The organism is Lachnoclostridium sp. An169, assembly GCF_002160525.1.
GTDB lineage: Bacteria > Bacillota > Clostridia > Lachnospirales > Lachnospiraceae > Mediterraneibacter > Mediterraneibacter cottocaccae.
This window is the reverse complement of record NZ_NFKT01000004.1, coordinates 48,650-62,289: the sequence shown is the minus strand read 5'-3', so window position 1 is coordinate 62,289 and position 13,640 is coordinate 48,650. Positions and strand designations below refer to the sequence as shown.

Genomic DNA, 13,640 nt, shown 5'->3' with positions numbered 1-13,640 from the left:
TCCTTTGCGAGACTCTTCCGCTGAACATATGGTTCTCTCCTACAGTTCTTCCTCTTCCACAAGCTTTACGCCCGCTGCTTTCAGAACTTCTTCCGCCCTGTCGAAATCGTCTGTATGGAGCACCATGACCGGTGCCCTTCCCTGCCGGATCACAAAAGAATAGATATAATTTACGTTGATCTTCCCGTCCGCAAGAATCTTAAGCATATGGTTCAGGTTGCCGTTCTCATCGATCAGCTCCGCGCCGATCACGTTGTTTACACGGTTCACAAATCCTCTTTTCGTCAGTTCTTCCTTCGCCCGGGCGGGATCGCTCACCACAAGCCGCATGATCCCGAACTCCGGAGCATCAAACATTGAGATTGCCCGGATATTGATCTGCGCCTCTGTGAGCACGGAGGTAACTTCCATCATGCTCCCGGGCTGATTTTCTACAAAAACCGATATCTGTCTGATCACCTTCTCCCCTCCTTTCTTCCTGTCTGTATTTATGCGTTCAGGGTATATCCCACATCAAATGCTTTCTTGTTGATCTCAATGGTCTTCGGAGGCACGGTCTTCTCGATCACCTCATACCACTGTTCTTTCGTAAAGTCCATATGCTGCGCCGCAACGCCCAGGACGATCAGGTTAAACACCTTCGGGTTTCCGAGCTTTCTCGACTCCTCTGTGGCGTCAACCCTGTATACCTTGTACTCTTTCTCAAGGTTTTCCAGAATGTGTTCCGGATACTCTGCCGCCCCGATCACAACCGGCATGGGATCGATCCTCCAGTCATTGACGATCAGCACTCCGTCCTTTTTGAGAAAATGCGCGTATCTTAAAGCCTCAAGCCGCTCAAATGCGATGATCACATCCGCCTGCCCCTCTTCCACGATGGGCTCCGCCACCTTGTCGCCGTAGCGCACAAATGTGACAACGCTTCCGCCTCTCTGCGCCATTCCGTGCACCTCGGATAATTTCACATCATAGCCGCCTGCAATCGTAAGTCCGCCGAGGATCCGGCTTGTGAGCAGGGTGCCCTGTCCGCCGACTCCGACGATCATAATATTCTTTACTGCCATCTCTACTCACCCTCCCTAACAAGTTCAATCGCGTCAAATTTACACAGAGTCTCGCAGAGTCCGCAGCCTGTGCACATGGTGTCGTCGATATGTATGGTTCCGTCCGCGTTTCTCGTCATTGCGGGACAGCCCGGCTTCATGCAGGCTCCGCACTTCTTACACTTGTCTGCATGGGCGGTGTAGAGCGGTTTCTTCCTCTTGTCGAGAAGCACGCAGGGAGTCTTCGTGATAATGACGGAGATCTCGTCCTTTGCCACTTCCTCTTTCACCGTCTTCTCCAGAAGGGCAATGTCAAGGGCGTTGACCTCTACCACATTTCTGATTCCCATTGCCCTGCAGATTCCCGGGATACTGATAGCGTATGTGGGATCACCCTGGAGTGTCTTTCCGGTTGCCGCATGGTCCTGATGCCCGGTCATTCCCGTGGTGGAATTGTCCATGATGATTACAGTTCCCGTCGCCTGATTGTAAACCATGTTCATCAGAGAGTTAACTCCGGTGTGCATAAATGTAGAGTCGCCGATCACTGCCACCCAGTTTTTGATGTAATCTTTTCCCTTTGCCTTCTCCATGCCGTGGAGCGTGGAAATACTGGAGCCCATGCACATGGTCGTATCGATCACGCTCAAAGGTGCGACCGCGCCCAATGTATAGCATCCGATATCTCCTGCCGCATGCATTTTCAGCTTGTTCAGCACATAGAACACACTTCTGTGAGGACATCCCGGACAGAGAATGGGCGGACGTCCCGGAGCCTGTGCCGGCGCCTTCAGGTGAAGGTCCTCCTTCAGGATCGCTTCTCTTAACATATTGGCGCTGTACTCGCCCTGAACCGTCAGGATCTCTTTTCCGATGGCTTTGATTCCCCAGGACTTCACCTGCTCCTCAATCACCGGGTCAAGCTCCTCCACAATATAAAGTGTCTCCACTTTCGAGGCAAAGTCTTCGATCAGTTTTCTCGGAAGAGGATTCACCATTCCCAGTTTGAGCACGGATGCATTCGGAAGTGCTTCTTTTACATACTGGTAAGGAATACCGCTTGTGATGACGCCGATCTTTGTGTCGTTCATCTCCACACGGTTCATGGGCAGCGTATTTGCCGCCTCTGCCAGCTCATTGTTCAGTTTTTCAATCGCCACATGACGTACTTTGGCATTGCCCGGCATCATGACGTTCTTCTGCACATTCTTTACATAAGGTTTGTCTTCCGGTTCTTTCCGCTCACACAGTTCTACAAGTCCCTGGGAGTGGGCGAGCCTTGTGGTGGTGCGGAAGATAAAGGGGCGGTCAAACTTTTCGCTCAGTTCAAAGGCTTCCTTGAACAGATCCTTTGCCTCCGCGCTGTCGGATGGCTCGATCACCGGGATCTGCGCCGCTCTCGCCACCATTCTCGTATCCTGCTCGTTCTGGGAACTGTAAAGTCCCGGATCGTCTGCCACGACAATGACAAGGCCGCCGTTTACCCCCATGTAAGACACGGAATAGAGAGGATCTGCAGCCACATTGAGTCCCACATGCTTCATACATGCCATGGCCCGGACTCCCGCCAGGCTGGCTCCGACTGCCACCTCGGTCGCCACCTTCTCGTTTGGCGCCCATTCCTCATATACATCGTCCCGGTACTGCACCAGGTATTCACTGATCTCCGTACTCGGAGTTCCCGGATATGCAGACGACACTTTCACGCCCGCCTCGTAAGCGCCGCGGGCAATCGCCTCATTTCCAAGCATAATCACTTTCTCTGCCATATTTTACAGTCCATCCTTTCGTAAATCTGTCACTCTCTTTGCCTTTCCCTCGAAACGCTTCAGAGAATTCGGTCCCACAAGCCGGATCTGGGTTGCCAGTCCAAGCTGGGATTTCAGCATGGATTTGATCCTTGCCTCCAGTTCGTTTAATTTGCCGTAACTGTCGAGCAGCCTGTCGTCGATGAGTTCCACGGTGATGGTCATCACATCCAGGCGGTTCTTCCGCTCCACCAGAATCTCATAGTGTGGTCCGATCTCATCGATCTTGAGCAGTACTTCCTCGATCTGGGTCGGGAATACATTCACGCCGCGGATAACGAGCATGTCGTCCGCACGTCCGGAGATGATCTCCATCCTCGCAGTCGTCCTTCCGCATTTGCATGGCTCATACATCAGTCTTGTCAGATCTCCGGTGCGGTATCTGACAAGGGGCAGCGCCTCCTTGCCGAGACAGGTCACTACCAGCTCTCCCAGCTCTCCCGGCGGAAGTACTTCCTCCGTATCCGGGTCAATGATCTCCGGAATAAACCAGTCCTCATTGATATGCATGCCGCACAGTTCGGTACACTCTCCTGCCACGCCCGGTCCGCAGAGCTCGCTCATCCCGTAGTTCTGCGTACAGACAAACTGCGGTCCCCAGACTTTGTGCATCTCATCCCTCATGGGCTCCGTCATGCCCTCGCCGCCGAAAAGGCCGATCCGGAGTTTCAGGTCTTTCTCCGGGTCAATCCCTCTCTTCCTGATCTCTTCACCCAGGTGAAGCGCATAGGAAGGAGTCGCCACGAGAAGAGTCACCCCCATATCCTGCAGAAACATGATCTGCTTGTTGGTATTGCCCGAAGACATGGGAATCACGGATGCCCCGATCTTCTCCAGTCCCCCGTGAAGCCCGAGAGCCCCGGTAAACGTCCCGTATCCGAATGAGATCTGCGCCACATCGTCTGCAGTTGCGCCGCCCATGCACGCCAGTCTCGCCACATTGTTCAGCCACATGTCCAGGTCGTTTCTTGTATAGCCGACAACCGTCGGTTTTCCCGTCGTCCCCGAACTTGCGTGGTAGCGGATGATCTCCTTTTTATCCACCGCAAACAGGCCGTCCGGATAATTGTCGCGGAAATCTGCCTTGTATGTAAAAGGCATCTTCTTCAAGTCTTCCAGAGTATGAATATCCTCCGGTTTTATATGTGCCGCGTCCATCTTGTCGCGGTAAGGCTTTACCCTGTCATAGATATAGCGCACCGTGTCCTTAAGCTTTGCAAGCTGTATGGCCTCGATCTCGCTTCTCGGCAGAGTCTCTTCCTTTGCCCATATCATTGATGTACCCTCCTTCGTCTGATAAACATTCGCCTTTCTCCAGTATACCATAATACTTTGGTGAGTTAAAGTGCGAAAATAAAATAATTTCCTGTTTATACAGACGTACACACCCCTGCTCAGCCGAGCAGTTCCAGGGCAGCCAGGACGGCCCGGTACTCCCTGCTGCAGGCGTCATAGAGTTCCGGTATCTCATCCGTGCGCTTCTCCCGGGCTGCTGCAACGAGCGCCTGGCAGGCGCCGCCGAGACGGTCCAGCCCCAGATTCAGCGCCACTCCTTTCAGCGTGTGGGCACTTTTCGCAAGCACATCCAGGTCCGCAGGCTCCGATTCCGCCGCAGACGTAATCTGTGAAAATGCCGGATCCGAGCTGAATTTCTTCAGAAACTTTACATAGAGCTGTTCGTTTCCCGCAAAGCGTTCCATGGTCTTTGCCCGGTCTATTCCCAGGCTCTCACAAAACATATCAAGATTCATTTTTTCCTCCTCTTTCTCTCCGTTCTCCGGAAACGAAAAGAGAGCCCCGGCACCTTCCGCCGCTGGCTCTCCTCTTCCCGCACTGCAGGCCGCCTCCGGCAGCCGGCTTCCGCCGATCAGCAAAGCGGATATTTTGCCGTCAGTTCTTCTGCCATCTTTCTGGCAGCCTCAACGTTGTCCTCGCTCTCGATGACCATGGCAATGATCTCTGCGATCTTATCCATATCTTCCTCTTTCATGCCCCGGGTTGTAACTGCCGGTGTTCCAAGCCTTACGCCGCTGGTGACAAACGGAGATCTGGGATCATTGGGAATCGTATTCTTGTTGCAGGTGACATAGGCATCGTCCAGGCGCTTCTCCAGCTCTTTTCCGCTGACATCCGTCTCCGTCAGGTCCACCAGCATCAGATGATTGTCCGTATCGCCGGATACAATCTTCACACCGCGCTTTTTCAGACCTTCACAGAGCGCTTTGGCGTTCTTTAATATCTGCTTCTGGTATTCCTTAAACTCCGGCTGCAGCGCCTCTTTGAAGCACACCGCTTTCGCCGCGATCACATGCATCAGCGGGCCTCCCTGGATCCCCGGGAATACCGCCTTGTTAAAATTGAACTTCTCGTTCACTTCATTGCTCGAAAGAATCATACCGCCACGGGGTCCTCTCAGGGTCTTGTGCGTCGTCGTTGTCGTCACATGCGCGTACGGAATCGGGCTAGGATGGAGTCCTGCTGCCACCAGTCCGGCAATGTGCGCCATATCCACCATAAGATACGCTCCGACTTCATCAGCGATCTCGCGGAACCGTTTGAAATCAATAGTGCGCGCATAGGCGCTCGCCCCGGCAACGATCAGCTTCGGCTTACATTCCTTCGCAATCTCCAGCACCTTGTCGTAATCGATCACACCCTCATCGTTTACCCCGTATGGAACTACGTGGAAATATTTTCCTGACATGTTGACCGGTGATCCGTGAGTCAGGTGTCCGCCGTGGTCCAGATTCATTCCCATATATGTGTCTCCCGGCTGCATCATGGCGAAAAATACCGCCATATTCGCCTGCGCTCCGGAGTGCGGCTGAACGTTCGCGTACTCGCATCCGAACAGTTCCTTTGCACGCTCTCTGGCGAGATCCTCCACCACGTCCACGCACTGGCATCCGCCGTAATAACGTTTTCCCGGATATCCTTCCGCGTACTTGTTTGTCAGAGGGCTTCCCATTGCCGCCATTACAGCCTTGCTCACCCAGTTCTCGGATGCGATCAGCTCGATGTGGGAGTTCTGTCTTTTCATCTCCGCATCAATCGCCGCTGCGATCTCCGGGTCTGTTGTCATGATTTCGTCGAAGTCGTACATTCTCATTATCCTCCATCCTGTTTAATCTGACCTGAAAAAAGCCGCTTGTAAATGCGGCTTTTCTCTGCCTACCTGGTCATTATATCACAGGTATGGCACGGACTGCAAAATTTTTTGCAGGTTTCACTGTTTCTCCTTGCTTTCTCTTTGCTCAGCTGTTCCTTTTTGTTTGTCTGCTCTGCTTAACTACTGCTCTTCATACTGTCCACAATCTCTTTGAGCGTCTCCATGGATACCCTGCCCTGCAGTTCATAGCGGACGCCGTCCGCCACAAAGACTGCGGTCTTTTCCGTGACAAAATGCGGGTCCGTATTGGTGGTGCTGCCGATCAGATTCACGCGGTAGCCGGCGGATGAAACGTAGGAATCCAGATACTCGTAGTAACCAAGATAGTCCGAATCCCATCCGTTTTCTTCCTGCTCTGTGCTGAGCATGTAGCTGACTTTCAGGGAAACCGAAGAAGAATAGACTGCTCCGGGATCACAGTTGTAGCGCCCTACATCTTCCACAAGCTGATAGTCGTCCGTATCACCCACAAGATAATTTTCCACGCTGATTATACCGAAGTCTTTGTTGTCCGTGTAAACATTGACCTGCATGTAAGGATTTTCCCCTTCCAGATCTGAATCCAGGAAACGGTTTCCCAGCAGGCTGTTCACCCTGTCATAGGAACTGTAATCCGCATCGATCAGCCCGCACTCATCCGGCTCTCCCGGAAAAGCGGGTACATCTACCACTTTCATTTGGTCAAGCTCCGGCAATGTCTGGTCGTTTACATTAATCTTGTTCAGGAAACGGTACCCTGCATAAACCGTGGTACCGCCGAGCACAACCACCGCCGCAAACGCCGCCGCAGTCCGCAGAATCCGCTGATACATTGCTTTCTTCTTTTTCAGCATATTGATTCGTTTCGTGCCCGCCTGATCACTCCTCATCCGTTCACTTTCCGCCCGGTCATTTCGCCCGTAATTATTCCCGCAATTCTTCCCGCAACTCTCAGCTCCGGCTGCCATGCGGATCTTATCCTTCATCGCCTCAGACAGCCGGATCCTGTCAAGCTCTCTGCCAAGCTCCGCTTTAACCTCGCTTCTTTCCATTGTCCTGCTGTTTTCCATTATCCTGCCATTTTCCATTGTCCTGCCATTTTCCATCTTTTACACTTCTCCTTCCAGAATTCTTCGCAGTTTCTTTCTCGCTCTGCTGAGCCGTTGCCCAGCCGCGTTTTCAGACGTGCCGATTATGGATGCGATTTCCTTCATCCGAAGTTCCTGGTAATAGTAGAGAAGAATGATCTCCCGCTCCTCCGGATCCAGCCTTAAAATCCCCTGCGAAATGCCCTCCTGCTCGATCAGCTGTTCCACCGGATCATTGCCCTGTACGGAAAGATTCTCGTCAAGCTCATCCATTCCTGTCCTGTACCATCTGTTCCGAAGAATGTTCTTGCAGCAGTTGACCGCAATCCGGGTAAGCCATGTCTTCTCCTTTGACCGGTGCTCAAACCCGCCGTATGACCGCATTGCCCGGATAAATGTCTCCTGAACCGCGTCCTCGGCAAGATGGTAGTCTTTCAGATACAGGCAGCACACCCGCAGAATATCGTCTCCATATTCATTCATCAGTCTGTCCAAAAGGTTTTCTTCTGCCGGCATCATTGATCCCCCTTTCACCTGATTAGACACACCATCTCCCCGAATCCTGACAGAGAAATTGAAAAAATTAAACTTTCTTATACCGACTCACATACATCCCCTGACAGGGGATTTCGTTATCGCTATAAGAAAGAAACAGTTTTTCCCATGAAGTAAAAAATAAGTTGGGGTACGGATAAAGTGAGTCCCCGGTAGGGGCGTCATGAGAGCAGGACTTTAAGTGAGAGCGTTCCGAAAAGCATTGGTTCTGTTTGTTAGTCATCCTGTATGGAGTGCCTCTGCACGAACATGCAGGATGGCGTTACAAACATTCCAATCTTTGAGGTAAAGCGGAACGGTCCTGCGTCATGACGCCCCTGCCGGGGACGGACCTTATCTGTAAACACAAGCTTAATTTTTACGTAAAATCAAAGAGGGACAGCTGGTTGCTTTCGGGCAGGTCCCCGAACAGCCCCAGATCGTTCATCAGGTCGATGACGGTCTTGCTGACCTTGGTTCTCTGGCGGAAATCATCCAGTGACAGGTAAGGGCCGTCCTTGGACGCCTCCTCCACCGCCTCTGCCGCCTTATCGCCCATTCCCTCGATGCTTGCCAGGGAAGGCATGAGCTTTCCGTCGATGATCTGGAACATCTTTGCCTTGGCGCGGTAGATATCGATAGGCATAAACTCGAATCCCCTCGCATACATCTCCTGCACGATCTTCATGTCTTTCATGACATCCTGCTCCTTTTTGCTCAGGGAATCGCTGCGGCGCTTGTAGTCTTTCATATAGTAGTCCAGCTTGTCCTTGCCCTGGCACATGATCTCATAAGAGAAGGCGTCGGCACGGATGCCGAAGTAAGCCGCATAGTAGGCAAGCGGATAGTTGATCTTGCAGTAGGCGATGCGGTATGCCATCATGACATACGCAGCCGCATGGGCTTTCGGGAACATGTAGCTGATCTTCTTACAGGACCAGATGTACCAGTCCGGAACATTGTTTTCCTTCATGATCTCTTCCCACTCGGGTTTGAGTCCCTTACCCTTACGGACGCTCTCCATGATGGTGAACGCCTGGGCGCTGTCCACCCCCTGGTTGATCAGGTAGATCATGATGTCGTCGCGGGTACAGATGGCGGTGGAAATGGTCGCCTTGCCCGATTTGACGAGCTCCTGGGCGTTTCCCAGCCACACATTTGTCCCGTGGGACAGACCGGAAATACGGATCAGGTCGGAAAGGGTCTGGGGCTTTGTATCCTCCACCATCTGGATAACGAAATCCGTACCGAACTCGGGAATTCCGAGACAGCCCAGCTTGCAGCCGTCGATGTCCTCCGGCTTGATGCCGAGCACTTCCGTGCCGTGGAACAGCTCGATCACCTGCCTGTCATCCAGGGGAATGTCGGTTGCGATAAAGGGATGTTCCGCATTATATTCATTGTCCATGGCGTCGGATGTAATATAGTCCTCCAGGGTACGGATCATGGTGGGATCATCGTGTCCGAGAATATCCAGCTTCAGAAGGTTATGGTCAATGGAGTGGTAGTCGAAATGAGTTGTGGTAATTCCGCACTCCATGTCGTTTGCCGGATGCTGCACCGGGGTGAACTCATTGATGTCGTGTCCGTGTGGAAGCACGACGATACCTCCCGGATGCTGCCCGGTACTTCTGCGGATTCCGGTACACCCTTCCGTGATCCTCTCGATCTCGCAGCGGCGTTTTCTCTGCCCGTGGTCTTCATAATAATTCTTCACGAAACCGTAGGCAGTCTTGTCCGCCAGGGTTCCGATAGTTCCCGCCTTGAAGGTATGTCCCTCGCCGAAGAGAACCTCTGTATACTTGTGCGCCTTAGCCTGGTAGTCTCCGGAAAAGTTCAGGTCGATATCCGGCTCCTTGTCTCCTTTGAATCCGAGGAAAGTCTCGAACGGAATGTCGAATCCCGCCTTCACAAGTTTTTCCCCGCACACCGGGCAGGTTTTATCCGGCATGTCGAATCCGCAGCCCCCGGCGAATGCCTTAACTTCCTCGGAATCGAAGTCGCTGTAATGGCATTTCTTACAGTAATAGTGAGGGCTTAAGGGATTAACCTCCGTGATTCCCGCCATGGTGGCCACAAAGGAAGACCCGACCGATCCACGGGAACCTACCAGATATCCGTCTGCGTTGGATTTCCATACCAGTTTCTGGGCGATGATATACATCACGGCGTAGCCGTTGGAAATAATGGAGTTAAGCTCTTTTTCCAGGCGGCTCTCCACCTGTACCGGCAGGTTTTCGCCGTACATCTCATGGGCTTTCCGGTAACAGATATCCCTCAGCTCCTGATCGGAATTCTCGATAACCGGCGGACACTTGTTGGGGTTGACCGGCGAGATCTTCTCGATCATCTGCGCGATCTTCGCGGGATTTTCGATCACGATCTCATGGGCCTTCGCCGAGCCCAGGTAAGAGAACTCTTCCAGCATCTCATCTGTTGTCCGCAAAAACAGCGGGGGCTGTGTATCCGCATCATCAAAGCCTTTCCCTGCCATGATAATCCGACGGTACACCTCGTCCTCCGGATCCAGGAAATGGACATCGCAGGTCGCCACAACGGGCTTGTTGAACTTTTCCCCCAGCTCTACGATCTGGCGGTTCAGCGCTTTTAAGTCCTCGTCCGAACTCACCTCCGGAACCTTGTCGCTTCCGATCATGAATCGGTTGTTCCCCAGAGGCTGAATCTCATAGTAATCGTAAAAATCCGCCAGCCTTGCAATCTGTTCCGAGGACCGTTTCTCCAGGACGGCGCGGTACAGCTCTCCCGCCTCGCAGGCGCTTCCGATAAGCAGCCCCTCCCGGTGTTCATTCAACAGGCTTTTCGGAATACGCGGCCGCCTTGCATAGTAAGTCAGATGGGAGGCTGTGATCAGCTGATAGAGATTGTACCTGCCGATATCATTTTTCGCCAGAATAATGATATGGTGGGTAGTCATCTTCCGGATCGCGTTCACATTGCGGTCTCCGAAATGATTCATCTCCTTAAGCGTGGTAATCTCCCGGTCTTTGAGCATTTCCACGAATTTCACGAAGATCTCCGCCGTCGCCCCGGCATCGTCCACGGCGCGGTGGTGGTTCTCCAGGGAAATACCGAGAGCCTTTGCCACAATATTCAGCTTGTACTTGGACAGCGTGGGCAGAAGCACACGGGCCAGCGCCACCGTATCCACATAGGTAAATTTCTGCTCGATTCCGAGATTGCGGCAGTTCTGTTCGATGAATCCCACATCAAATCCCGCATTGTGCGCCACCAGAGCGCCATCGCCGACAAATTCGAGGAACTGCGGCAGAATCACATCGATGGGGGGCGCGTCGATCACCATCTCGTCGGTGATGCTCGTCAGATTGGTGATTTCAAAGGGGATCGGCCGCTGAGGATTCACAAAGGTACTGAACCGGTCCGTAATCTCTCCTCTTACCACCTTGACCGCACCGATCTCGATGATCCGGTCGTTGATCGCGCTGAAGCCGGTGGTCTCGATATCGAACACAATATAGGTATCGTCCAGGTGCTGATCCCCGGCATTGACCGCGATATCCGTCATATCGTCCACCACATAGCCCTCCACACCGTAGATCACTTTGAAAGGATCATCCTTGTCCAGCGTCTCGATGTAGTGGTTGGCGTCCGGGAAAGCCTGGGCCACGCCGTGATCCGTGATGGCAATGGCGGGATGTCCCCAGTCGTGGGCGCGCTTTACGATATCCTTCACCTCGGAAACTCCGTCCATATCGCTCATCTTCGTATGGCAGTGAAGCTCCACCCGCTTCTCCGGGTTCAGGTCCTGGCGGGAAACGGTAAAGTCCCCGATTTTCTTGATGCCCGTGATGGAACCGATGGTCAGTTCTCCGTCGAACTTGTCGATGGTCGTCACGCCCTTGATCTTGATGAAAGCTCCCTTTTTCAGCTCTCCTAAAATCTCCGGGAGCTGGTCGTTTCTGGCAAACATCTTGACTGTAATCGTATCCGTGAAATCCGTCACCGCAAACATGACGATCGTCTTCTCGTTGCGGATCTCCCGGGTATCAAAGCTGACAATCTTGCCGTGAACCGTAATCTCTCCCATCTCCGTAACCACCTGCTCGAGAGGCATGGGCTCATCGTCAAAGTTCTTTCCGTAGATCAGGTTCGGGTCATCGCCGATCTTCACCGGACGCACATAATCCTTCTTCCGGAAATCTTTCCTGTGGAATTCTTTCTTCCCGCCGGCGTCCTTTCCGCCTCCGGAAGCCCCGGCTCCGCCCTTCGGATGAGCGGAAGAGGAGCTCTTCGTGACACCGTTCTTCCCGGAAGATTCCTGCTCCTTAGCCGGCTGGCTGCCGCGGTGCCTGTCTTCGCCGCGCTGTCTCGCTCTCCTTTCAAAGATGGCATTGATCTCCTGCTGTATCCTCTGCTCATCGTATTCCCGCGACCCGCTCTTCTCCGCTTCCCGGTACGACACGCGGATATCGGCAGTGATATGAAAACGCTGGCTGAAGATCTCCTCCAGCTTTCCGATAATCTCCTCTTTCCTGCCCTCCGACACAATCGTATCCAGCAGCTCCAGACAGACCACATTGCCGTCCTCATAGCGGATATCCGCGTGGGCGAACATATTCGCTGCCAGCACACTCAGTTCCTTAAGCTCCAGAATAATACTCTCCCGGTACTCCTCCATGAGCGCACGGGGGTTATACTGTCCGGACAGACGGTACTGCTCCATGATTCTCACGGAGACATTCGTCTTTCCGAAAAGCTGCTCCTTGATGCGCTGCTCCATCTGCCAGATCTGCTTCTTCTGGATCAGATGATGGCTGAAAATATGTACATGCAGGAAATCCCGGGTGGAATTGGTGGTGATCTTCTGCACCTCCACATCCGCAAAAAGGATCCGCATATCATCGTCCACTTTCAGAGTGGGAAATACATGAAAAAATGTTTTTTCGCTCTTTACCTGTTCCAATTTAACAACTCCTGACGCAGGGTATTTAGAAGTTCCTCTTCTTTTACCTTTTTCACAATCTGTCCCTTCTTAATCAGCAGCCCTTCACCGACGCCGCCTGCGATGCCGATATCGGCTTCTTTCGCCTCTCCCGGTCCGTTCACGGCGCAGCCCATGACTGCCACTTTGATGTCAAGAGGAATATCCGCAACCATCTCCTCCACCTGGTTGGCAAGACCGATCAGGTCGATCTTCGTGCGCCCGCAGGTGGGACAGGAGACAACTTCGATTCCTCCTTTTCTGAGCCCAAGTGTTTTGAGAATCAGTTTCGCCGTGCGGATCTCTTCCACCGGATCTCCGGTCAGAGACACACGGATGGTATTGCCGATTCCCTCGTAGAGGATGATTCCAAGACCCACGGACGACTTCACATTGCCGGAGTAAACGGTGCCCGATTCGGTAATCCCCACATGGAGCGGGTAAGGACACTGCTCTGCGATCAGCTCATGGGCACGGACGCACATGAGCACATCCGAGGACTTGATGCTGACCACCAGATTGTCGTACCCCATCTCTTCGATCATATGTACTTTGTCCAGGGCGCTCTCCACGATTCCCTCTGCAGTGACTCCCCCGTATTTCTCCAGAAGATGCTTTTCCAGAGATCCGCTGTTGACACCCACGCGGATCGGAATACCATGCTCCTTCGCACAGTCCACCACTGCCTTTACGCGCTCCGGAGAACCGATGTTTCCGGGATTGATCCGGATCTTGTCCGCCCCGTTCTCGATGGCTGCAATTGCCAGGCGGTAGTCAAAATGTATATCCGCCACAAGAGGAATATGGATCCGCTTTTTGATTTCCCCCAGAGCCTGCGCCGCCTCCATGGTCGGAACAGCACAGCGGATAATCTCACATCCCGCTGCCTCGAGCCGAAGGATCTGGGCGACGGTTGCCTCCACATCCTCCGTCTTTGTGTTGGTCATGGACTGGATCGCCACCGGGTTGTCCCCGCCGATCTTCACACTGCCGATTCTGATCTCTTTCGTCTGGTTTCTGTACATATCTGTTCTCCTTTCCATAGACAAAAACAGAGAA

10 protein-coding genes are annotated in these 13,640 nt (G+C 53.0%); all 10 read right to left on the bottom strand.

The window, feature by feature from the left end; genetic code table 11:
• Positions 1-39: 39 nt before the first annotated feature.
• The gene (locus tag B5F07_RS04415; protein WP_087160079.1) at positions 40-459 is read right to left on the bottom strand and encodes an ACT domain-containing protein; all 420 of its coding nucleotides are present in this window, start codon (positions 457-459) and stop codon (positions 40-42) included.
• 29 nt (positions 460-488) lie between these two features.
• A complete protein-coding gene (locus tag B5F07_RS04410; RefSeq protein WP_087160078.1) occupies positions 489-1,064 on the bottom strand; it encodes an indolepyruvate oxidoreductase subunit beta in 576 nt (191 codons plus the stop codon).
• 2 nt (positions 1,065-1,066) lie between these two features.
• Positions 1,067-2,812, bottom strand: a complete 1,746-nt coding sequence (gene iorA / locus B5F07_RS04405) for an indolepyruvate ferredoxin oxidoreductase subunit alpha (protein ID WP_087160077.1) — start codon at positions 2,810-2,812, stop codon at positions 1,067-1,069.
• A gap of 3 nt (positions 2,813-2,815) precedes the next feature.
• Positions 2,816-4,126 (bottom strand): phenylacetate--CoA ligase family protein, encoded by a 1,311-nt coding sequence (locus tag B5F07_RS04400; protein ID WP_087160076.1) that lies wholly within the window; start codon positions 4,124-4,126, stop codon positions 2,816-2,818.
• Between the two features lie 119 nt (positions 4,127-4,245).
• Positions 4,246-4,602, bottom strand: coding sequence for an Hpt domain-containing protein (locus B5F07_RS04395; RefSeq protein WP_140397982.1), 357 nt, complete (start codon positions 4,600-4,602; stop codon positions 4,246-4,248).
• Positions 4,603-4,718: 116 nt separating this feature from the next.
• A complete protein-coding gene (gene glyA / locus B5F07_RS04390; RefSeq protein WP_087160074.1) occupies positions 4,719-5,954 on the bottom strand; it encodes a serine hydroxymethyltransferase in 1,236 nt (411 codons plus the stop codon).
• Positions 5,955-6,136: 182 nt separating this feature from the next.
• Positions 6,137-7,105 carry a hypothetical protein gene (locus B5F07_RS04385; RefSeq protein ID WP_087160073.1) on the bottom strand — a complete coding sequence of 323 codons (969 nt, stop codon included), beginning with the start codon at positions 7,103-7,105 and terminating at the stop codon, positions 6,137-6,139.
• A 3-nt stretch (positions 7,106-7,108) separates the two neighbouring features.
• Entirely contained in the window at positions 7,109-7,603 is a 495-nt protein-coding gene (locus tag B5F07_RS04380) for an RNA polymerase sigma factor (RefSeq protein WP_087160072.1), read from the bottom strand.
• A 397-nt stretch (positions 7,604-8,000) separates the two neighbouring features.
• Complete coding sequence (locus B5F07_RS04375) at positions 8,001-12,563, bottom strand: PolC-type DNA polymerase III (protein WP_087160071.1); 4,563 nt, start codon at positions 12,561-12,563, stop codon at positions 8,001-8,003.
• Positions 12,551-13,624, bottom strand: a complete 1,074-nt coding sequence (gene ispG / locus B5F07_RS04370) for a flavodoxin-dependent (E)-4-hydroxy-3-methylbut-2-enyl-diphosphate synthase (RefSeq protein WP_087160070.1) — start codon at positions 13,622-13,624, stop codon at positions 12,551-12,553. The genes B5F07_RS04375 and ispG overlap by 13 nt, the downstream gene beginning before the upstream one ends.
• Between the last annotated feature and the right edge of the window lie 16 nt (positions 13,625-13,640).